The sequence below is a fragment of the Caulobacter sp. genome (assembly GCF_039596335.1).
Taxonomy (GTDB): Bacteria; Pseudomonadota; Alphaproteobacteria; order Caulobacterales; family Caulobacteraceae; genus Caulobacter.
The window spans coordinates 96028-117141 of the sequence record NZ_JBCNJZ010000004.1 but is presented as its reverse complement, the minus strand read 5'-3'; the positions used below and the strand labels follow the sequence as shown (position 1 = coordinate 117141).

At 69.5% G+C, this 21114-nt stretch carries 16 protein-coding genes; 8 read left to right on the top strand and 8 right to left on the bottom strand.

Features of this window, described 5'->3' with window-relative positions; all coding sequences use genetic code 11:
* Positions 1-9 precede the first annotated feature (9 nt).
* Complete coding sequence (gene pyk / locus ABDW31_RS09600; RefSeq protein ID WP_184721008.1) at positions 10-1440, top strand: pyruvate kinase; 1431 nt, start codon at positions 10-12, stop codon at positions 1438-1440.
* Positions 1441-1498: 58 nt separating this feature from the next.
* Here the strand turns inward: pyk and ABDW31_RS09595 are convergent, their stop codons facing one another.
* From ABDW31_RS09595 to ABDW31_RS09575, 5 genes are all read right to left on the bottom strand, one after another.
* Positions 1499-2194 carry a Crp/Fnr family transcriptional regulator gene (locus tag ABDW31_RS09595; RefSeq protein ID WP_343698541.1) on the bottom strand — a complete coding sequence of 232 codons (696 nt, stop codon included), beginning with the start codon at positions 2192-2194 and terminating at the stop codon, positions 1499-1501.
* 427 nt (positions 2195-2621) lie between these two features.
* On the bottom strand, positions 2622-3284 hold the full coding sequence (locus ABDW31_RS09590) for an SH3 domain-containing protein (protein WP_343698540.1): 663 nt from the start codon (positions 3282-3284) through the stop codon (positions 2622-2624).
* Positions 3285-3405: 121 nt separating this feature from the next.
* Positions 3406-4539, bottom strand: coding sequence for an acyl-CoA dehydrogenase family protein (locus ABDW31_RS09585; protein WP_343698539.1), 1134 nt, complete (start codon positions 4537-4539; stop codon positions 3406-3408).
* Positions 4539-5150 carry a 2-hydroxychromene-2-carboxylate isomerase gene (locus tag ABDW31_RS09580; RefSeq protein WP_343698538.1) on the bottom strand — a complete coding sequence of 204 codons (612 nt, stop codon included), beginning with the start codon at positions 5148-5150 and terminating at the stop codon, positions 4539-4541. The genes ABDW31_RS09585 and ABDW31_RS09580 overlap by 1 nt, the downstream gene beginning before the upstream one ends.
* A 4-nt stretch (positions 5151-5154) precedes the next feature.
* Positions 5155-6360 (bottom strand): acyl-CoA dehydrogenase family protein, encoded by a 1206-nt coding sequence (locus tag ABDW31_RS09575; RefSeq protein WP_343698537.1) that lies wholly within the window; start codon positions 6358-6360, stop codon positions 5155-5157.
* Positions 6361-6537: 177 nt separating this feature from the next.
* On the opposite strand from ABDW31_RS09575, the gene ABDW31_RS09570 reads away from it, so the two are divergent.
* A complete protein-coding gene (locus ABDW31_RS09570; protein ID WP_343698536.1) occupies positions 6538-8190 on the top strand; it encodes a bifunctional lysylphosphatidylglycerol flippase/synthetase MprF in 1653 nt (550 codons plus the stop codon).
* Positions 8191-8197: 7 nt separating this feature from the next.
* Here ABDW31_RS09570 and ABDW31_RS09565 read toward each other — a convergent pair whose 3' ends face one another.
* A complete protein-coding gene (locus ABDW31_RS09565; RefSeq protein WP_184720994.1) occupies positions 8198-8413 on the bottom strand; it encodes a hypothetical protein in 216 nt (71 codons plus the stop codon).
* A 209-nt stretch (positions 8414-8622) separates the two neighbouring features.
* On the opposite strand from ABDW31_RS09565, the gene ABDW31_RS09560 reads away from it, so the two are divergent.
* The 4 genes from ABDW31_RS09560 (at position 8623) to ABDW31_RS09545 (ending at position 13937) form a co-directional block, all read left to right on the top strand.
* On the top strand, positions 8623-11577 hold the full coding sequence (locus ABDW31_RS09560; RefSeq protein WP_343698535.1) for a peptidoglycan-binding protein: 2955 nt from the start codon (positions 8623-8625) through the stop codon (positions 11575-11577).
* A gap of 198 nt (positions 11578-11775) precedes the next feature.
* Entirely contained in the window at positions 11776-12699 is a 924-nt protein-coding gene (locus ABDW31_RS09555; protein WP_343698534.1) for a sulfite exporter TauE/SafE family protein, read from the top strand.
* Positions 12696-13472: a TIGR02186 family protein gene (locus ABDW31_RS09550; RefSeq protein ID WP_343698533.1), complete on the top strand. Its 777-nt coding sequence runs from the start codon at positions 12696-12698 to the stop codon at positions 13470-13472. Before ABDW31_RS09555 ends, ABDW31_RS09550 begins: the two co-directional genes overlap by 4 nt.
* A gap of 3 nt (positions 13473-13475) precedes the next feature.
* Entirely contained in the window at positions 13476-13937 is a 462-nt protein-coding gene (locus ABDW31_RS09545) for a DUF3429 domain-containing protein (protein ID WP_343698532.1), read from the top strand.
* 15 nt (positions 13938-13952) lie between these two features.
* On the opposite strand, the gene pdeM is transcribed toward ABDW31_RS09545, so the two are convergent.
* A complete protein-coding gene (pdeM, locus tag ABDW31_RS09540) occupies positions 13953-14660 on the bottom strand; it encodes a ligase-associated DNA damage response endonuclease PdeM (protein WP_343698531.1) in 708 nt (235 codons plus the stop codon).
* On the bottom strand, positions 14657-17107 hold the full coding sequence (locus ABDW31_RS09535) for a ligase-associated DNA damage response DEXH box helicase (protein ID WP_343698530.1): 2451 nt from the start codon (positions 17105-17107) through the stop codon (positions 14657-14659). The genes pdeM and ABDW31_RS09535 overlap by 4 nt, the downstream gene beginning before the upstream one ends.
* A 146-nt stretch (positions 17108-17253) precedes the next feature.
* Here ABDW31_RS09535 and ABDW31_RS09530 point away from each other — a divergent pair, with 146 nt between their 5' ends.
* Both ABDW31_RS09530 and ABDW31_RS09525 read left to right on the top strand, forming a co-directional pair.
* Positions 17254-18222, top strand: coding sequence for a tetratricopeptide repeat protein (locus tag ABDW31_RS09530; protein ID WP_343698529.1), 969 nt, complete (start codon positions 17254-17256; stop codon positions 18220-18222).
* Positions 18223-18273: 51 nt separating this feature from the next.
* Positions 18274-21111 carry an ATP-dependent DNA helicase gene (locus ABDW31_RS09525; RefSeq protein ID WP_343698528.1) on the top strand — a complete coding sequence of 946 codons (2838 nt, stop codon included), beginning with the start codon at positions 18274-18276 and terminating at the stop codon, positions 21109-21111.
* Positions 21112-21114 lie beyond the last annotated feature (3 nt).

Here is a 21114-nt window from a genome sequence, read left to right as displayed (position 1 = left end):
AGCGTCGGCATGATCCGCGCCCGCCGTTCCCGTATCGTGGCCACCCTCGGCCCGGCCTCCAGCTCGCTCGAGATGATCGTCACCCTGGCCAAGGCCGGGGCTGACGTCTTCCGTCTGAACTTCAGCCACGGCGCGCACGAGACGCATGCGGCGGTCTATGCGGCGATCCGCGAGGCCGAGAAGATCGTCGACCGTCCGCTGGGCATCCTGGCCGACCTGCAAGGTCCCAAGCTGCGCGTCGGCAAGTTCGCCAACGGCCCGGTGATGCTAAAGGCCGGCCAGGCGTTCCGCTTCGACGACGACCAGACGCCGGGCGACGAGACCCGCGTGCACCTGCCGCACCCGGAAATCCTGACCGCCATGAAGCCGGGCGCCACCCTGCTTCTGGACGACGGCAAGCTGCGCATGACGGTGACCGACGCCGGTCCCGGCTATGCCAACACCACCGTGGTCAACGGCGGCAAGCTGTCGGAGCGCAAGGGCGTGGCGGTGCCGGACGTCGTGATCCCGATGTCGCCCCTGACCGCCAAGGACCGTGAGGACCTTGCCTTCGCCCTGCGCCTGGGCGTGGACTGGATCGCCCTGTCGTTCGTGCAGGCTCCGGAAGACATGGCCGAGCTGCGCCGCATCGTCGAAGGCCGGGCCGCCGTGCTGGCCAAGATCGAAAAGCCCCAGGCCTTGAAGGTGCTGGGTCCGATCCTCGACCTGTGCGACGGCGTCATGGTCGCCCGTGGCGACCTGGGCGTGGAAATGGCCCCGGAAGAAGTGCCGGTGGCCCAGAAGGTCATTCTGCGCGCAGCGCGTGAACGCGGCATTCCGGTGATCGTCGCCACGCAGATGCTGGAGTCGATGATCAGCTCGCCGACCCCGACCCGCGCCGAAGCCTCGGACGTGGCCAACGCCGTCTATGAGGGCGCGGACGCGGTGATGCTGTCGGCGGAATCGGCGGCCGGCGAATATCCCGAAGAGTCGGTGTCGATGATGAGCCGCATCATCGAGCGGGTAGAGCGCGATCCGCGTTGGCCCGAAGTGATGCAGGCCGAGCAGAAGCACGACGATGACGACGCTGACGTCCTGGTGGTCGCCGCCGCCGGCGCGGCCAAGGCTGGCTCGACCAAGTGCCTGGTGGCCTTCACCACCACGGGCGCTACGGCCCGCCGTCTGGCCCGCGAGCGGCCGCTGCAGCCGGTCCTGGCCCTGTCGCCGGACATCAATGCCGTGCGCCGCATGGCTCTGTGCTGGGGTGTGGAGCCGCGCGTCAGCGCCCAGCCCGACAGCCTGGAAGTCGTGACCACCGACGCTTCGAACAAGGCGCTGGAACTGGGTCTGGTGGCCCCGGGCGAACGCCTGCTGGTCGTGGCGGGCACACCGTTCGGCGCCCCTGGCGCGGCCAACCTGCTGCGCCTGGCCCATGCGCCGGGCATGACGCGTCGGCGCTAGTCGGCGATAGGAAGAGATTGCGAGATCCCCGGCGAGAGCCGGGGATTTTCGGTTGGGGCTACTCGAACGAGGCGGGCAGCAGCCGCTCGTAGCCCCGGCGCACCGCGCCGTAGCATTCGCAGGTCATGGCCTCGAGGCCCGCGCGGTCCAGGATGTCGACCACGCCCCGGCGATAGCGGATCAGGCCCTTGGCCTGCATCGAGCCGGCCACGGCCGTGACCGTGGTGCGCTGAACGCCCAGCATGTCGGCCAGAAACTCCTGGGTCAGGTTCACTGTGTTGCTGTCGATGCGGTCGTGGCACGACAGCAGCCAGCGGCTGAAGCGCGCCTCGACGGCGTGCAGGGCGTTGCAGGCCACCGACTGAATGGCGTGGCCGAACAGAGCCTCGCTGTGGCGGTCGACCAGGTCGCGCAGGGCGGCGCTGCGGCTCCAGACATCGTGCAGCGGACCGGCGGCGATACGCAGGGCCGAACCCGGCGCCTGGACGATGGCCCGGCTCAGCGACTGGCGCGGGGCGACGGCGGCCATCAGGCCCAGGGCGCCCTCGCGGCCGATGGTGGCCGACTCGATGGCCGCGCCGTTCTCCATCAGCGTCATCATCGAGATCACGCAGTCGTTGGGGAAATAGACCTGATCGACCAGGTCGCCCGGATCATAGATCAGGCGGCCCTTCTCCAGATCGACGGGAACCAGATGGGGCGCAAGCAGGCCCCGGTCTTCGGTCGGCAGAGCGGAAAGCAGGCGGTTCTTCAAGGTCGCTAACGGCCCAGTCATACCGAATCGAACGCCGTCTTACGGCAAGGGTTGCAAGCTATAGGTGGGGGCTTTGCTGGGCGCCGTCGCTTAGCCGACACAATCCAGTCAGGAGGGTATCAAAAACAGACGAGTCTCCGGAATGGTCTGTTTTTCGCCATCATTTGATACGGTGGCGCTTTGTCGGGTTTCCGACATATGAGGTCAGTAGAAGTGGCGAACTGCCTTCAATCATCTGACTCGCCTAAAGAAAAGCCGCCCTCAAGAATGGCTTGAGGGCGGCTCGAAGGTGCGGAAGGCGGTTGATGCGAATGGTCTTCCCCGCAGTCGGGGAACCGCGAGGAAGACCGGCGACGCGGGCGATGGTTCCGCGCCTCAGGCGGGAGGCCGTGATCCTGGGAACGGAGGCGGCCTCTTCACCCGATCCTCATTTCGCGAAAGCGGACGACATCCAGCCGCGCGCGCCGTTTTCGTCGTCGACCTCCATCCAGACGCCGTTGCGCTGGCCGGTCGGATAGACCGCGCCGCCAGCCTTGACCTTGCCGACCACGGCGCCGTTCGGGGCGGCCGTACCGCGCAGGGTCACCTCCTGGGTCGTGGCCAGGGCGCTGGGCGAGGCCGACAGCGGCGTGGTGGTGGTCAGGGTGGCCGAGACGGGCGTGACCATGCCGGTATTGGCCCCGCACTTGCCTTGGTAGAGGCCGCCCATGACGGCGCGGCGCTGTTGGGCGACCTGGATGTTCTGCGCCTCGCGCTGGGCCTTGGCGGCGGCGCTGGCCTTTGCTTGCGCTGCGGCGGCGTTGGCGAACATGCCCAGGCCCGGGACCCGGCCCAGGGCGCCGCTGTAGAGGGCCGCGTTGATGCCTAGGCTGGCGGCGGTTTCGGCCCCGCGCGCGGCGCCCTCGGCGCTGACGATCGCGCCGTTGGACACGCCCATCAGCTGATCCATGCGACCCATCTCGGCCATGATCTGCTCGCAGCTCAACGCGGCGTCGGCCGGATAGCTGAGCTGCAGCGGGACCTGCGCCTGGGCGGCGGAAACGGCCATAAGGCTCGCGGAGATCGCGAGGACGGTGGTGGTTTTGAACATGATCGAGCTCCCCTAGGACGGGAGCGGCGATCGTTCCGCTCCCCGCGGAGCGCCGGCCCGTCGTAATGGAACAACGGTATCCGGAGCCCGCGGAGGCGGCCCATCCCCAGGATTGGGGGTATCAGAAGCCCATCAGGCGGGCGTAGCGGTCGCGGTGGAAGCTGGCGCCGCCGAACAGGGCCTCGGTGACGCGAGCGCGCTTCATGTAGAGGCCGGCGTCGTGGGCGTCGGTCATGCCGATGCCGCCATGCATCTGGACCATCTCGTTGCTGGCCAGGTGGACCAGCTCGCTGGCCTTGGCCTTGGCCAGGGAGGCAAGAGCGCGGCTGTCGGCGCCGGCGTCGAGCGATTCCAGGGCGGCCTCGACGCACGAGCGGGTGGTCTCGATGTCGGTGAACCACTTGGCGGCGCGGTGCTGCAGGGCCTGGAAGGTGCCGATCACCTGGCCAAACTGCGTGCGGGTCTTGATGTACTCCAGCGTGATGTCGAAGGCGGCCGAGGCGCTGCCCAGCATCTCGGCGGCGACACCCGCATAGGCGCGGTCCAGCACCGGTTCCAGAATGGCCCAGCCCTTGTCGACCTCGCCCAGCACGGCGTCGGCGCCGACCTCAACGCCGTCGAAGGCGATTTGGGCCGCGCCGCGCGAGTCCATCAGCGACAGATGCTTGCGGGTCACGCCGGCCGCGTCGCCGGCGACCAGGAACAGGGTCAGGCCGTCGGTGTCGCCAGCCTTGCCGCCGGTACGGGCCACGACGATCAGCAGGTCGGCGGCCTCGCCGTCCAGAACCAGGGTCTTGGTCCCGTTCAGCACAAAGCTCGCGCCGCCCTTGGTGGCGGTCAGGGCCGTGCGAGCCGGGGCGTGATGCGCGCCTTCATCGATGGCCAGGGAGGCCACGGCCTCGCCGGTGGCGATCTTGGGCAGCCAGGCTTTCTGCTGGTCGTCCGAACCGCCCAGTTGCAGGGCTGAGGCGGCGATCATGGCCGTGGAGAGCAGGGGGGAGGCGGCCAGGGTGCGGCCGGTCTCTTCCAGGATCAGGCCCAGGCCCAGATAGCCGAAGGCCGAGCCGTCATGGGCCTCGGGCACGATCACCCCGGCCCAGCCCATCTCGCCCATCTCCTTCCAGGCGGACGGATCGAAGGTCTGCTTGCTCTTGCCGTCGCGCAGCTTGCGCAGGGCGCCGACGGGCGCGCTTTCGCTGGACCAGCCCTTGGCGGCGTCGCGCAGCATGGTCTGTTCTTCGGTCAGGACGGCCATCAGGCGTGCTCCCTGGATTGATGACGGACGGCCCAGTCAAGGGCCTGTTCCAGACGGTCGTTGCCCCAGAAGAGCTCGCCGTCGGCGGTGAGAAAGCTGGGCGCGCCGAAGAGGCCACGCGCCTTGGCCATGGCCACGTGCTCCTTGAGCCGGGCCTTGATCGGGTCGGACTGCGCTGCGGCCAGAACGTGCTCCGGACCGGCCCCGACCTCGGCGATCAGCGGACCCAGAACGTCAGGGCTGCCGATGTCGAGATCGTCGACGAAGTTGGCCTGATAGACCGCGCGGCTGAACGCCGGGGTCCAGCCGTCCTCCAGCCCGACGATCGCCACGCGCGCGGCCAAGAGGCTGTTGCGCGGGAACTGGCTGGGATGGCGCAGCGGCAGGCCTTGCTGGTCGCAGACCCGCTCCAGGTCGCGCCACATGTACTTGCCCTTGGTGGGCACGACATTGAACGGACTGTCGGTCAGTCCCTGCTGCTCATGGAACAGCGGGCCGACGATGAACGGCCGCCAGGCCACGGCCACGCCCCGGTCGGCGGCCAGCGCCTCGATGCGCATGGCCGCCGGATAGGAATAGGTCGAAGCAAACTCGTACCAGAACTCGATCATGGTCTTACTGGTGGTCCAGCAGGCCCAGAACGCGCTTGGCGACGACGTTGAGGTTCACCTCGCTGGTGCCGCCCTCGATCGAGTTGCCCTTGGCGCGCAGCATGGCGCGGGGGGCGGCCAACTCCTCGGCCGCGAAGCCTTCGCCTTCCCAGCCCAGGCCCTGCAGGCCCAGCGCCTCGACCAGCAGCTCGGTGCGCTCCTGGTTCATCTTGGCGGCGGCGTACTTGATGATCGAGACGGCGGCGCTGGGGCCCGAACCCTGCTTGGACTCGGCTTCCGCGCGGCGCACGGTCAGCATGAAGGCGTGGGCGTCCATAGAATGTGCGGCCAGACGGGCGCGGAAGTCGCCGTCGGCAATGCGGCCCTCGCCATCAACGCCGATCTCCTTCTTGGCCGCCTCGACGACCGACAGGCCGCCCCCGCCGCCGAAGCCCGAGGCGCTGATGTTCTGGCGCTCGTACTGGAGGAGCCGCTTGGCGATGTCCCAGCCGCCGTTGACCTTGCCGACCAGCTGTTCCTTGGGGACCTTCACGTTGTCGAAGAAGGTTTCGCAAAACGGCGAGGAGCCGCTGATCAGCTTGATCGGGCGGGCCTCTACGCCGGGCGAGGTCATGTCGAACAGCACGAACGAGATGCCTTCGTGCTTCTTGCTGGTGTCGGTGCGCACCAGGCAGAAGATCCAGTCGGCCTGGTCGGCATAGCTGGTCCAGACCTTCTGGCCGTTGATCAGCCAGTGGTCGCCCTTGTCCTCGCACTTGGTCTGGAGGCTGGCGAGGTCGGAGCCCGCGCCGGGTTCGCTATAGCCCTGGCACCAGCGGATCTCGCCGCGCACGATCTGGGGCAGGAAGCGCTGCTTCTGCTCCTCGGTGGCGTATTCCAGCAGCACCGGGCCCAGCATCCAGATGCCGAAGCTCATCAGGGCCGGGCGCGCCTTGATGCGGCGCAGCTCCTGCTCCAGCACCTTGTTCTGGGCCTTGGAGAGGCCGCCGCCGCCGTATTCCTTGGGCCACATCGGCGCGGTCCAGCCGCGCTCGGCCATGCGGTCCAGCCACAGCTTGGCGTCCGGGTTCTTCCAGACCATCTTGCGGCCGCCCCACGGGGCCTCGTCCTCGCCCATCGGGGCGTTCAGGGACGGCGGATAGTTGGCCTCAAGCCAGGCGCGCGTCTCGGCGCGGAAGGCGTCGAGTTCGGTTCCCCCGAAATCGGCCATGGTCTCTTCTCCCTAAAGCGGACCTGTCGTTGATCGACACAGTACCCCGGGGAGCGACGGCGGCAAGTCGATTCAAACGATCGTTTCGCATCATCGCCCGCGACCGCATATCGATTTGCGAGTTATAGGAGAAACCGCTGCTGGATCCCGCTGGGGATTCGTCGAACCGGGATCTGGATGTCCGCGACAGTTTTCAGACCCGCGGCCTTGGCGATCGCGCCGATGCTGGCGGCGATCCTGGCCGCCTCGGCGGGGGTCATGTTGCTGGCTTCGGGTGCGACGCCGTCCGAGCCGACCCGCTTCCTGCTGCTGCTGGCCATCGCGCCGGATCTGCTGATCGAGATCAGCCACTTCTTCTCGTCGATCCTGGGCCTAGTGCTGCTGTTGCTGGCTTTCGGTCTGCGCGCGCGGCTGGGCGCGGCCTGGTGGGCGGCGCTGATCGTGCTGGCCGCCTCGGCGGTGCTGGCGATCTTCAAGGGGCTGAACTGGGAAGAGACGGCGATGCTGCTGGTCTGCTTCCTGATGATCCTGCCGTTCCGTGAGGCCTTCCATCGCAAGGCGGCGCTCTCCCGCATGGAGATCACGCCGGGCTGGCTGCTGTCGGCGGCCGCGGCGATCGGCGGCGCAGCCCTGCTGGGCTGGTGGTCGTTCCAACACACCGAATTTGCCGACAAGTCGTGGATCCGCATCCTGCAGGACCATGACGAGGCGGCCCGCGCCATCCGTTCGTCGGTGGCCGCCGCCATCGTGCTGCTGGCCGTCGGCGTCTGGCGCCTGATCGCCACCGCCGCCACGCCCGGCGTAGTCGACGACAAGGATCCCGAGTTCGACCGCGTCCGCGCCATCCTGGCCAAGGCCGAGGACGCCGAGCCCAGCGCCAACCTGGCGCTGCTGGGCGACAAGCGTTTCCTGTTCTCAGCCTCGGGCGAGAGCTTCCTGATGTTCGGCGTCCGCGGTCGCTCGTGGGTGGCCCTGGGCGCGCCGGTCGGCAAGGACGAGGAGCGCATGGAGCTGTTCTGGCGCTTCCGCGAGTTGGCCGACGCCCATGCCGCGCGCGCGGGCTTCTATGGCCTGGGTCCCGAAGACCTGCCCGACACCGTCGACTTAGGGCTGGCCATCCAGAAGACCGGCGAGAGCGCGGCCGTGCCGCTGGAGGCCTTCAGCCTGGTCGGCCGCCGCCGCGAGGTCCTGCGCCGCAACTGGCGCAAGGCCGGGGAGGGCGGGGCCGCCTTCGAGGTGCTGCCGGTCGGCGGCGCCGTGGCGATCATGGACGAGCTGAAGCGCATCTCCGACGCCTGGCTGTCGCACCACGCCGGCGGCGAGAAGAGCTTCTCGATGGGCGGTTTCGATCCGCGCTACGTGGCCGAGTTTCCGGTCGCCGTCGTGCGGGGCGAGGAGGGCAAGATCGTCGCCTTCGCCACCCTGTGGCTGACGGCCTGCAAGACGTCGTTCTCGATGGACCTGATGCGCTACTCCGACGAAGCGCCCAAGAACGTCATGGACTACCTGTTCGTCGAGCTCCTGCAGTGGGGCAAGGACCAGGGCTACCAGGCGTTCGAGTTCGGCGTCGCGCCGCTGGCGGGCCTGGACGATCGGCGCCTGGCCCCGATCCTGTCGCGGGTCGGCCGACTGCTCTACGAGCGCGGCGAGGAGATCTATAATTTCCAGGGCGTGCGTCGTTACAAGGACAAGTACGACCCCGTCTGGCAGCCGCGCTACATTGCCGCGCCCCACAAATGGGCCATCCCTTTCCTGCTCGCCGACATCGGTTTGCTGTCTTCGGGCGGCATGTCGGGGCTCACCAAACGGCCCAAAAAGGCCGCCAGCTGAGTGTGACTCAATAGCGCGTCTGGTTGCCGGTCTCGACGCCCAGCAGGTTCACCAGATGGACCAGCATGAGCATGAAGGCGACCACGCAGACCATCATCAGCGGGCGCCACGGAACCATGCGCGGCCCCTTGAGAACATTGGACGGGCGCGCGCCTCGCCACCCGCACAGAACAGCGAGGAGCAGCAGTACGACGGCCGCGGCGATGGTGGCGGTAAGGTCCATGCCGCCTTCTAGGCCTGCGGCAATCGGCCTGGCAAATGGTTAACGTGCGTTAACTCCCTTGCATTTAAAGCGCGCTACAGAACGTTTGACCTCCGTCCTGATTCCTCCACAATGAATGCGAGCGCCACTGAACCCGGCGTTTTCGTCGCGTTTACTATATCGGAATCGACGACTAGCGTTTTCTCCATGGTGCGTGGAGATCGATTCGCATGACGGCGGCTTCGCCATGGAGCGTAAAGGGCATTGACCCTAAGGCACGAGAGGTCGCCAAGGACCTCGCGCGTCGCTCTGGCATGACTCTGGGTGAATGGCTCAATCGGATGATCATCGAGGGCGATGGTCAGCCGGCGGAGCAGCGCGCCGGCGATGAAACCCCGCCGCCGCCGAACCGCGCCTATCTCGAAATCGTCAAGGACGATGCGCCTCCGCGCATGGAGATCGCTCAGCACCCGGCGGACGAGGTCGGCCGCGTGGCCGTCGCCCTGGACCGCCTGACGCAACGCATCGAAGCCGCCGAAGGCCGCAACGCCGCCGCCATCACCGGCATCGACCATTCCGTCCGCGAGGCGCTCACGCGCTTGGGACAATCGGAACGGGAACAGATCGCCGTCGCTGCTCGTTTCGAGGGCGCTGTGAACGACCTCAAGAGCGAACAGGCCCGCGCCGCCGAGCGGACGCGCCGCATCGAGACCGAAGCGGCCGGCCCGCGTTCAGCCGAGGCGCTTCGTGCGCTGGAAGGCGCTCTGGGCAAGGTCGCCGGCCATCTTTACGAGGGCGAGGCCCGCACTCGCGAAACGATCGCGGCGCTGGAAGCCCGCCTGAACGAACAAGCCGCCGCCGCGACGCCGCAGGACCCGACCGCCCTGGTCGACGCCGTGGTCGCCCGCCTCAGCGAACGCCTGGAAGCCGCCGAAACCCGCACCAGCGACGCCCTGCGCGAGCTGGGCTCGTCGTTCTCGGCGCTGGACACCCGTCTCGGCGCCGTCGAGGGCGCCAACCCCGCCGCCGGCGTGCAGGAGCGACTGGACACCTTGGCCGCCAGCCTGACCCAGCGCATGGAAGCTGCGCGCCTCGAGATGGCCGCCAAGCTGCGCGAAACCGCCGACGGCCGCTTCGACCGCATGGAACGCAAGCTGGGCGAAATGGCCGCCCACGTGCAAGCCGCCGAGCAGCGCTCGGCCCAGGCCATCGAGCGCATGGGCCGCGAAGTGGTGGGCGTCGCCGACGCCTTCAACCGCCGCGTCCAGGCCTCTGAACAACGCAACGCCACGGCCATCGAACAGGTCGGCGGCGAGGTGGCGCGCATCGCCGCCACCGTTGAGCACAAGCTGAACCGCGCCGACAGCGTCCAGGCCCAGGCCCTGGAAAAGCTGGGCGGCGAGATCGCGCGCATCACCGAGAAGCTGGCCGAGCGCATCGGCAGCGCCGAGCGCCGCAACGCCCTGGCCATCGACGATGTCGGTGAGCAGGTCGCCCGCGTCACCGATCGCCTGAACCAGCGTCACGAACGGTCCAGCCAGGAACTGGTCGACCGCATCCGCCAGAGCGAGGAGCGCACGCTCCGGATGCTGGAGGAAGCTCAGCAGAAGATCGACTCCCGGCTGAGCGAAGCCCAGCGCAAGCTGGAAGCCGAGCCGGCGCCCGTCGCTCCGGCCCCCGCGCCGGCTCGCGCCGCCCCGCCGCCGGCGCCGGCCGTTTCGCCGTTCGCTGATGACGCGTTCGGCTTCGACCAGTCGGCCTCGTTCAGCCACGCGGTCGAGGACGACGTGTTCGACGCTCCGCCGCCGCCGGCCTCGCGTGGTCCGGTCGCGCACGACTATGCGGTCGCCGAGTTCCCGGCCGAGGAGCCGCGGGCCGAGAGCTTCGCGCACGACGACTACGCCATCGCTGACGGCTTCGAGCCGGAAGCGCCGCGCTACGAAGCCGAGCACGAGGTCTCCGACTTCGCGCCCGCCGAGCCGACGCGGCCGATGTCGACCCGTGACATCATTGAGCAGGCCCGCGCGGCCGCCCGGGCCGCCGCCGCGTCGGAGGCCAAGGGCTCCGGCAAGGCAAAGCCCGAAAAAAAGATCAAGCCCGAGAAGGGCGAGAAGTCCGGTTCGCTGTTCAGCGGCTTCGGCGGTTTTGCCGCCAAGAAGCCCAAGCGGCTGGGCGCGACCGTGGCTACCGCCGTCACCGTGTTCGGCGCCGCCGGCGCCTTGGGCGCGGGCGTGGGCGGTCTGTTGCTGCTCAACACCGACGGGTCGGGCGCCGCGCCCTCGCGCGTGTCCGCCGCCATCGCTGGTCGTAGCGCCGACGTCGAGATCAACGGTCCCGAGGCCGACACCACCCCGGGCGGGCCGCGCGCCGCCCTGGCCGTCGCCACGCCCGTCGAAGGTGAAGCCGCCGCGCCGGCTGCCACCGACGCGTCCAAGGCCCTGTTCGAGGACGGCGTCCGCAAGATCGAGGCCGGCGACCGTTCGGGCGTCGAGATCCTCAAGCGCGCCGCCAATGGCGGTTATCCGGCCGCGCAGTTCTACCTCTCGAAGATGTTCGAGAGCGGCAAGGGCGGCGTGAAACAGGATATGGCCGAAGCCCGCCGCTGGAGCGAGCGCGCGGCCAATGGCGGCGACCCGCGCGCCATGCACAACCTGGCGCTCTACTATTTCAAGGGAGAGGGCGGTTCGCGCAACTCGACCACCGCCGCGACCTGGTTCCGCAAGGCCGCCGACCTCGGCCTCGTCGACAGCCAGTTCAACCTGGCCCAGCTCTATGAAAGCGGCCTGGGCGTCAGCCAGAACCCGGCCGAGGCCTACAAGTGGTACGTGATCGCCGGCCGCGCCGGTGACGCCACCGCCCGCAGCCGCGCCACCGCCCTGCGCGCTCAGCTGACCGCCGAAGCCCAGCAGACCGCCGACCGCTCGGCCCAGGCCTTCCGTCCGCAGACGCAAGTCCAGACGGCCAGTCTGTCGACGGCCGCCGCTGCGCCCGCCGCCGCCAACGCCAATCTGGGCCTGGCTCAACGCGTGCTGTCGCAACTGGGCTACTACCAAGGTCCGCGCGACGGCGTCTCGTCGCCCGCTCTGCGCATGGCCATCTCGGCCTATCAGCGCGACCAGGGCCTGCCGGCCTCGGGCAATGTCGACGGCGAGACCCTGAACCGCCTGTCGGTCTACGCGCGCTAGTCCGCTTTAGATCCTCCCCCGCGTGCGGGGGAGGTGGCCCAGAGGGCCGGAGGGGGCAAGCTCCGCCGACCTTCAGCGGGCCCCCTCAGTCGCTTCGCGACAGCTCCCCCGTATCACGGGGGAGCATCTACACGTTGACCCCCTCGCGCAGGCCCGGCAATCAGGGACATCCCTGAAGCCGCAAGGACCGCGCGCGCTTTGCACGTCTACCTGCCCATCGCCGAAGTGTCGGTCAACGCGCTGCTGCTGGTGACGCTGGGCGGGCTCGTGGGCTTCATTTCCGGGCTGTTCGGGATCGGCGGCGGCTTCCTGATGACGCCGGTGCTGGTGTTCATGGGCATCCCGCCGGTGGTGGCCGTCGCCAGCGAAGCCAACCACGTCGCCGCCTCGTCGGTCTCCAGCGTCATCGCCTACAGTAAGAAGCGCGTCGTCGACTTCAGGATGGGCGGGGTGCTGGCCACGGGCGGGGCGATCGGCTCGTTCCTGGGCGTGGAGGTCTTCCGCTGGCTGCGCCTGATCGGCCAGGCCGACATGGCGGTCTCGGTCTCGTACCTGCTGTTCCTGGGCGTGATCGGCGGGCTGATGCTGATGGAGTCGGTCGGCGCCATCCTGCGCCGCCGCAAGGGCCAGCCGCCCAAGCCGCGCCGCGATCGCCGGCCGCTGCTGCTGTACGCCCTGCCGTTCAAGGTCCGTTTCCCGCGCTCGCGCCTCTACATTAGCGTCATTCCGCCGGTGCTGCTGGGCGTGTTCGTCGGCATCATGTCGGCGGTGATGGGCGTGGGCGGCGGCTTCATCCTGGTGCCGGCCATGATCTATCTGTTGCGCATGCCCGCGCCGGTGGTGGTGGGCACCAGCCTCTTCCAGATCGTCATCACCACGTCTCTGACCAGCGTGCTGCAGGCCGGCCGCAACCAGACGGTCGACATCGTGCTGGCGACCCTGCTGCTGATCGGCGGCGTGATCGGCGCGCAGCTTGGCGCGCGGGCCTCGGGTCGCTTCCGCGCCGAGGAGCTGCGGGCGCTGCTGGCCCTGCTGGTCCTGGCCGTCGGCCTGCGCATGGGCGCGGACCTGTTCATTCATCCCGACGAGGCCTTCGTCCTGATGACGGGGACGGCGCGATGATTCCCCCCGTTCCTGTTCCTTTGGTGGAAGCGCCTCCGGCGCCGGCTGTTTCCGCGGCCCTGACCGACACCGAGATCCGGGTCAGCTCCGGCTTCCGCGGCGCGCGCATCGTGCTTTACGGGGCGGTGTTCGATCCCAAGGACCGGCCCAGCGACATCGTCGTCATCGTGCGCGGCCCCGACCAGCCCATCCGCATCGCCCGCAAGACCCAGGTCGCGGGGCTGTGGCTGAACAGCCGGCCGGTGGTGTTCGAGGGCGCGCCGGGCTTCTACCGCGTGGCATCGACCCGCAAGCTGCAGGACATCGCCGGCTTCGCACCGCTGCGCCACCTGGGGGCAGGGCTGGAGCACCTGACTATCGCCGCCCCGCTGGAGCGCCGGGTAGAGACCCGCTACGGCGTCCGCGACGTGGTCGTCAGCCGCCTGGGCGCTGACTATCTGGACTGGCGCCGCGCCGTGCTGCGGCTGAAGGAGAAGGCGGGCCTCTACGCCGCCGATCCGGGTGGCGTGCGCTTCGTCGACAAGGGCCTGTTCCGCGCCCAGCTGGACCTGCCCGCGGAGGCCCCGATCGGCCGCTACAGCGCCCGCATCGTGCTGTTCCAGGACGGCAAACCCGTGTCGATCCGCGACCGGGAATTGATCGTGGAGAAGGCCGGGCTCGAACGGGCCCTGTATCTTTTCGCCAAAGATCGTCCGTGGACCTATGGCGTGCTGTCGGTAATAGTCGCCCTGGGCGCAGGGTGGGCGGCTTCGGTCGCCTTCCGAAGGAGCTGATGCATGAACGAGTCCGTGGATGAGCGGACGCCGGTTCCCCCAGCCGTCTGGGTGTTCGGCCTCTCGACCCTGATCCCCTTCTTCATCTCCGCCTTCCTGTTCTGCTACGGCCCGCTCGACCTGCGGCACGCGGCGCTGGTTGGCCTGCTGGCCTATTCGGCGGCGATGGTCTCGTATTTTGGCGGCGTACGCTCGGGGCTGGAGATCGACAGCGCCAGCCCGCGCTGGTCGGTGCTGGGTCTGTCGCTGGTGTTCCCGCTGGCGGGCTTTGGCCTATTGCTGGGCGAGCTGAAGTTCGAACCGGCCTGGCAGCTGTCGGGCTTCCTGCTGGTGCTGCTGCTGCAATGGGTCTGGGACGTCACCGCCCACGAAGGCCCCGCCTGGCGTCCCCGCATGCGCACCCTCCTGACCGCCGGCGCGGCCATGTCCTTGGCGTTCTCCCTGGAGCAGGCGCTGCATATGTAGCGCCCGCGCGGCCGCTCAGTCCGGCCGCAGCGACTTCACGCCCACCGCATGGACCCGGCTGGGGCCCAGGGCCCCCGCCAGCAGCGGGCCGGCGAAGAGGTTCGAGAACGCTTCGTCCAGGATGTTCAGGCCGCCGGTGAAGGCGCCGAAGGCGGGCAAAACCAGGCGCTGGCCGTCGGTGACGAAGCAGCGGCGGCGGGTGGTGGCGCGGCCGCTGGCGACCTTGGCCGCGGGGTGCAGGTGGCCGGCGACCTCGCCCAGCTGGACGCCGGGCTCGGGTTCGTGGCGCAGGGTCAGGCCGGCGATGGCGGCCTCGTCGATCACCTCGCCGGGCAGGACCTTGGGACCGTCGGCGTCGTGATTGCCCACCGCCCAGACCAGTTCGCGGCCCAACGCCAAGCCTTCCAGGCGTCGATGATCGTCGGCCGCCAACCTGGCTTCGCCCGCGCCGTCGTGGAAGCTGTCGCCGAGGAAGATCAGTCGCTCGGGCTTCAGCAGCTCCAGCTCGCGGTCCAGGCGGTCGAGGGTCTCGCGGGTGTCATAGGGCGGCAGCATCTGGCCAAAGCGCGCGGCGTAGCTGCTGCCCTTCTCGAAGTGCAGGTCGGCGACGACCAGCGTGCGCTCGCGCTCCAGCCACATCGCGCCGGACCAGCGCAGCATAACCTCGACATTGGCCAGGGCGATGCGCAGGCCGCCGCAGGAAGAGGGGGAGAAGCGGGTCACGGCATGGCCTCGGCGATCAGGTCTTCCTCGGCCTCGGCCAGGATCATCTCGCCGGCGGCGTCGCCCGGCGCGCGCTCGCGGCCAATCTCCAGCATGATCGGCACGGCGAAGGGCGAGACGCGGTCCAGGGCGATGTGGCGGATATGGCCATGCACCCGGGTCAGCATGTCGCCCAGGCGCGCGATGTCCAGCAGGCCGGTGGCCGCATCATGGCGGGCGCAGCGCAGCATCAGGTGGTCGGGCTGGTGCTTGCGCAGCACGTCGTAGATCAGGTCGGTCGAGAAGGTTACCTGCCGCCCGGATTTCTCGGCGCCCGGATGGCGGCGCTCGATCAGGCCGGCGATCAGGGCGCAGTGCTTGAAGGCCCGCTTCATCATGAAGCTCTCGTCCAGCCAGGCCTCCAGGTCGTCGCCCAACATGTCCTGGGCGAACAGCTCGTCCATGTCGAGGCCGTCCATCGGCCGCAGCGCCCAGACGTTCAGGGCGTAGTCGTTGCAGACGAAGCCCAGCGGACCGACGCCCAGCCGGTCCAGCCGCCGGGTCAGCAGCATGGCCAGGGTGGTGTGGGCCAGGCGGCCGTCGAACGGATAGCAGACCAGGTGGAAGCGCTTGCCGCGCTGGAAGGTCTCCAGCAGCATTTCGCCCTCGTCGGGGATGGCCGAGCGCAGCTTTTGCCAGGCCAGCCATTCCTGGACGTCCGGGGGCAGGGCGGTCCATTCGCGCTCGTCGTGCATCATCTGGCGCACGCGGGTGGCGAGATAGGTCGAGAGCGGGAACTTCGAGCCGCCCCAGCTGGGCATCTTCGGATCGTCGTTCGGCGCGGGACTGACGAAGGCGTCGGCGCCGACCAGGCTGTTGTAGCGCCAGACCTGGCCGGCGAAGACGAAGGTGTCGCCGGGCGTCAGCTGTTCGAAATAGCCTTCCTCGGCCTCGCCGATCTTGCGGCCGCCCATCGGGCGTTTGCCGCCGCCGATGCGGATGTTGATCATGCCGGGCGTGACGATGACCCCGACGTTCATACGGTGCTGCTGCTTGGCCTGGGCGTTGCGGGCGGTCCACAGGCCCTCGGGCGTCTGCACGATGCGGCGGAACTTGTCGTAGGTGCGCAGGGCGTAACCGCCGGTCGAGACGAAGTCGACGACGGTCTCGAAGTCCTCCCAGCTGAGCTCCGCATAAGGCCCGGCCGAGCGGATCTCGTCATAGAGGTCGGTCAGCTTGAAGGGCTCCGAACACGCGCAGCCCATGATGTGCTGGGCCAGGGTGTCCAGGGTGCCGACGCGGGCCGGCTCGCCGTCCAGGTGGTTCTCCAGGATGGCGTCGGCGGCGGCGCGGCACTCCAGCATCTCGAAACGGCTGGCGGGTACGAACAGCGCGCGGCTGGGCTCGTCCAGGCGGTGGTTGGCGCGGCCGATCCGCTGGACCATCCGCGAGGCCCCCTTGGGCGCGGCCAGCTGGATGACGAGGTCGACGTCGCCCCAGTCGATGCCCATGTCCAGGGTCGAGGTGCAGACCACGGCCCGCAGCTCGCCGCGCGCCATCGCCGCCTCGACCTTGCGCCGTTGCTCGGCCGACAGGCTGCCGTGGTGCAGGGCGATCGGCAGGTCCGCCTCGTTCAGCTCCCACAGGCGCTGGAAGGCGAACTCGGCCTGGAAGCGGGTGTTGACGAAGATCAGCGCCGTCTGGGCCGACTTGATGATCTCGTAGACCTCGGCCATGGCGTGCTCGGCCGTGTGGCCGGCCCACGGCACACGGCCGCCGGACACCAGAACCTCGACGACCGGCTGCGCGCCGCCCGAGCCGAGGACGAGGTCGATGCTGTCACGGCCGTTCACGCCCAGCCACTTTCGCACGAGGTCCGGATCGTCGACTGTCGCCGACAGGCCCACCCGTCGCATGTTCGGCGCGAACTGCTGCAGGCGGGCCAGGCCCAGGGCGAGCAGGTCGCCGCGCTTGCCCGGCCAGATAGCGTGGGCCTCGTCGATGATCACGCAGCGCAGGTCGCTGAAGTACTCGCGCGCGCCTTCCCAGGCGCAGAACAGGGCCAGCTGTTCGGGCGTGGTCAGCAGGATGTCTGGCGGGCGGATCCGCTGACGGGCCTTGCGGCTTTCGCCGGTGTCACCGGTGCGGCTTTCGGCCACGATCGGCAGTCCCATTTCGCGGATGGGGGTCAGCAGGTTGCGCTCGACATCGACCGCCAGGGCCTTCAGCGGCGAGATATAGAGGGTGTGGATCCCGGCCGGGGTGTTGCGCGGCGGGCGTTCGGCAAGCTCGATCAGGCTGGGCAGAAAGCCGGCCAGGGTCTTGCCGCCGCCCGTCGGGGCGATCAGCAGCGCGCCGCGTCCCGCCCGGGCCTTCTCCAGCATGGCCAGCTGATGTTCGCGCGGGCTCCAGCCACGGGCGGCGAACCACGCTTGGAACTTGGGAGGAAGGGCGTCGCCTGCGAGCATTGACCGCGATATAGCATGTTCCCCTTCTGTTTCATCCGCCTTTTGAACCCGTAACGGGCGAGTCCGGTTGCGCGTTGCGAAGCTTGCGGTTGTCTGGCTTGACGAGGCGGCCGGCGATGCGACGATCGGGGCTCGGCGGGGACCTGATGCGTATCCGAGTGCTGATTGCCGTTCTGGCCCTGATGGCGCCGTCGTCCGTGGGCGCGGCCGTCGTCCAGTCGTTCGAGGCGGCCATCGACTGCGACGTCGCCCAACGCCAGGCCGATAGCGGCGATGCGGCGGCCTATGTCGATCTGGGTCTGTGCCACCTGCGCGGCGAGGGGCGCGATCCCGACGTGAAGACGGGCCTGGCCTGGCTGCGCAAGGGCGTGGCCGGCGGCGACACCGACGCCATGGTCGAGCTGGGCAATCTCTATTTCGATGGCGCCGACGGGGTGGCGGCCGACCGCCGCGCGGCCACGAAGCTGTACGCCCGCGCCGCAGCCCTGGGCGACCCCAACGCCATGTACAATCTGGGTGTCCTGAACGAAGGCGGGGGCGGAGCGCCCGCACGGCCCCGCTCGGCGCTGTCCTGGTTCCTGAAATCGGCCGAGGCCGGCTCGGCGCGCGGGGCCTTCGCAGCGGGCGAATATTATCTGGACGGCTATGGCGCGCGGGTCGATGTCGCCAAGGGCGTCCTGATGCTGCAGCGGGCGATCGAGATGGGCTCGCCCGAGGCCATGAACAGCCTGGGCCACCTGCACGCCAAGGGACGCGGCGTGCCGCGCGACGAGGCCAAGGCCCTGCGTCTCTACACGGCGGCGGCCAACAACGACCTGGCCGCCGGCATGTCCAGCCTGGGCGTGGCCCACCACAACGGCGAGGGCGCGCCGGTGAACTACACCCTGGCCATGCGCTGGTTCCAGATGGCGGCCGAGCGCGGGCATCTGGAGGCCTGGTACAGCCTGGGGATCATGTGCGAGCGCGGCCATGGCGTGCGGGCCGATCTCGACTTGGCCCTGGCCATGTACCGCCGCGCGGCCGAGAGTCCGGACGCGGACCTGCGCCAGCGCGCCCAGGAGGCCGTCGACCGGCTGGAAGGCCTGGACGACGACGAGGACGGCCGGATCGGCTGAAAAGCGCCCGTTCCCATTCTGTTTCGCGGCCGTTTTTGCTAACAGACTCGCGTGACTGTTTCCCCGCCGACTCTGGATCTGGCTCCGGCCCTGGTCGTCCTGCCCGGGCCGCGCGCTGGCGTGGCCGACGGCTCGGGCGAGGGGCGGATGCTGCGCGCGCCCGACGCTCGCGATCTCTTCGAGCACGGCCCGGTGCTGGTGGCCCATGCGGCCATGACCGCTCGCCGCTTGAACCTGTCGCCGCCCGGCCGTGGCCCGCGCCTGTTCGACGTGCTGGAGCTCTACGCTTTCGTTCGCCCGGCCACGTTCTGCGCGCCCTCGGCCGTGGGTCTGGCCATGGCGCTTGGCCTGCGCGAGCCGCATGGCGCCGCTGAACAAGCCCAGAGCCTGCGCGAGAGCGCCGACGCCCTGCTGCGCGAGCTGGCCCTGACGCCGGTCCCGTCGCGCGAAGAGGCCCTGGCCGTGGCCGAGACCCTGGCCAAGGCCGGATGGTCGTGGGGGGCTTCGGTGATCGGCGCGTTGCGTTCGGTGCCTGTCGGCAATCAGTTCCGCGGCTCGGGCCTCGACGTCTGGGCGCGCCTGCTGGAATGGGAAGACCAGGCCCCGCCGGGCGAGTCCGGCTCACGGCCGATCGATCCTGAACGCGTCGAGCTGCGGCTGAACGAGCTGCTGCAACGCTCCGGCCTGGAAGAGGTGCGCGAGGCCCAGGCGACCTTCGCCAAGGAGGCCTCCTTCGCCTTCCAGCCGCGCGAGCGCGAAGGCGAGCCGCGGATGATGCTGGCCGAGGCCGGCACCGGCGTCGGCAAGACCCTCGGCTATCTGGCCCCCGCTTCGCTGTGGGCCGAGGCCAATGGTCCGTCGGTCTGGGTCAGCACCTATACCCGCGCCCTGCAGCGCCAGATCGAGCGCGAGAGCCGGTCGATCTATCCCGACCCCAAGGAGCGCGCCAAGAAGGCCGTCGTCCGCAAGGGGCGTGAGAACTATCTGTGTCTGCTGAACTTCCAGGAGCAGATCAACAGCGCCCAGCTGGGCAATGGCGACCTGATCGGCCTGGCCCTGACCGCCCGCTGGACCCGCGCGACGCGCGATGGCGACATGACTGGTGGCGACTTCCCGGCCTGGCTGCCGACGCTGTCGGCCGTTCCGCCCTCGGCCCAGGCCAGTCCGTCGAACCTGGTCGACCGGCGTGGGGAGTGCATCCATGCCGGCTGCCAGCACTATCGCATCTGCTACATCGAAAAGGCCGTGCGGGCGTCCAAGCGCGCCGACCTGGTGATCGCCAACCACGCCCTCGTCCTGACCCAGGCCGCCTTCGACGGCGCCCGCACCGCGCGGGGCCTGAAGGGCGACAACGAGACCACCAGCCTCAAGCGCATCGTCTTTGACGAGGGTCACCACCTGTTCGAGGCCGCCGACAGCGCCTTCTCGGCGGCCCTGTCGGGCGCCGAGGCCGCGGAGCTGCGTCGCTGGATCCGCGGTCCCGAGGGGCGTGGCCGCCGGGGCAGGGGGCTCGAGGCCCGCCTGCTCGACATCCTGGGCGACAAGGAAGGCGCGCGGCTCGCGATGACCCAGGCGATCCACGCCGCCGCCGCCCTGCCCGGCGAGGGCTGGTCGGGCCGGGTCGCGCCGCCGGACGGTCAGATCAATCCGATCGGCCCGATCGAGAGCTTCCTGGTCGCGGTGATCGAGCAGCTGCGCGCCCGCTCCAGCGAGCGGGGGGGCGCTGACCTTGGCCTGCAATGTGACGCCAAGCCGCTAATCGATCTGGTCCGTGAGCGCGCGCCGGAAGCTGCTCGGGCCCTAGCCTCGCTGGAAGCGCCGCTGCTGGCTCTGGTCCGCGCCTTGGAAGACGTGCTGGACGAGGACGCCGAGCATTTGGGCCCATCCGAGCGGGCGCGGATCGAGGGCGCGCTGCGGGGCCTGGATCGCCGGGCCCGCATGACTCTGCCGGCCTGGCGCTCGATCCTGAAGGCCATCGAGGAGGACGAGGTCGACCCGACCCAGGCCGATCCCGACTTCGTCGACTGGTTCGAGGCCACCTTCCTGTACGGCCGGGTCGTCGACGCCGCCTGTCGCCGTCACTGGGTGGATCCGACCGAGCCGTTGCGGGCGGCGGTGCTGTCGCCGGCCCACGGGGTGCTGGTGACGAGCGCCACCCTGGTCGATCCGGCGCTGGAAGACCCGTTCGCCCTGGCCGAGATGCGCACGGGCGCGGCACGCCTGCCCACCGCGCCCAAGGTGCTGCGCCTGGCCTCGCCGTTCGACTACGAAAACAACGCAAAGGCCTACGTCGTCACCGACGTGAACAAGGAAGACCCGCGCCAGGTCTCGGCCGCTATGCGCGAGCTGTTCCTGGCCGCTGGAGGCGGGGGGCTTGGCCTGTTCACGGCCATCCGCCGTCTGAAGGCCGTGCACGAGCGCATCGCCGCGCCGCTGGCCGACCAAGGGCTGGCCCTCTACGCCCAGCATGTCGATCCGCTGGAGGTGGGGGCGCTGGTCGACATCTTCCGCGCGGAAGAGGATGCGTGCCTGCTCGGCACCGACGCGATCAGGGATGGCGTCGACGTGCCGGGGCGCAGCTTGCGCCTGCTGGTCTTCGACCGCGTGCCGTGGCCGCGTCCGGACGTGCTGCACAAGGCTCGTCGCCTGCGCTTTGGCGGCAAGGGCTATGACGACGCCGTGGCCCGGGCCCGCATCAGCCAGGCCTTCGGCCGCCTCATCCGCCGCGCCGACGACCGGGGCGTGTTCGTGATGCTGGACGCCGCCGCGCCGACGCGGCTGTTCTCCAGTCTGCCCGAAGGCGTCCAGATCGAGCGCGTCAGCCTGGTCGAGGCGATCGAGGCGACGGCGGGTTTCCTGGCCAAGGGCCAAGCTTCCGACACGGACTGACTC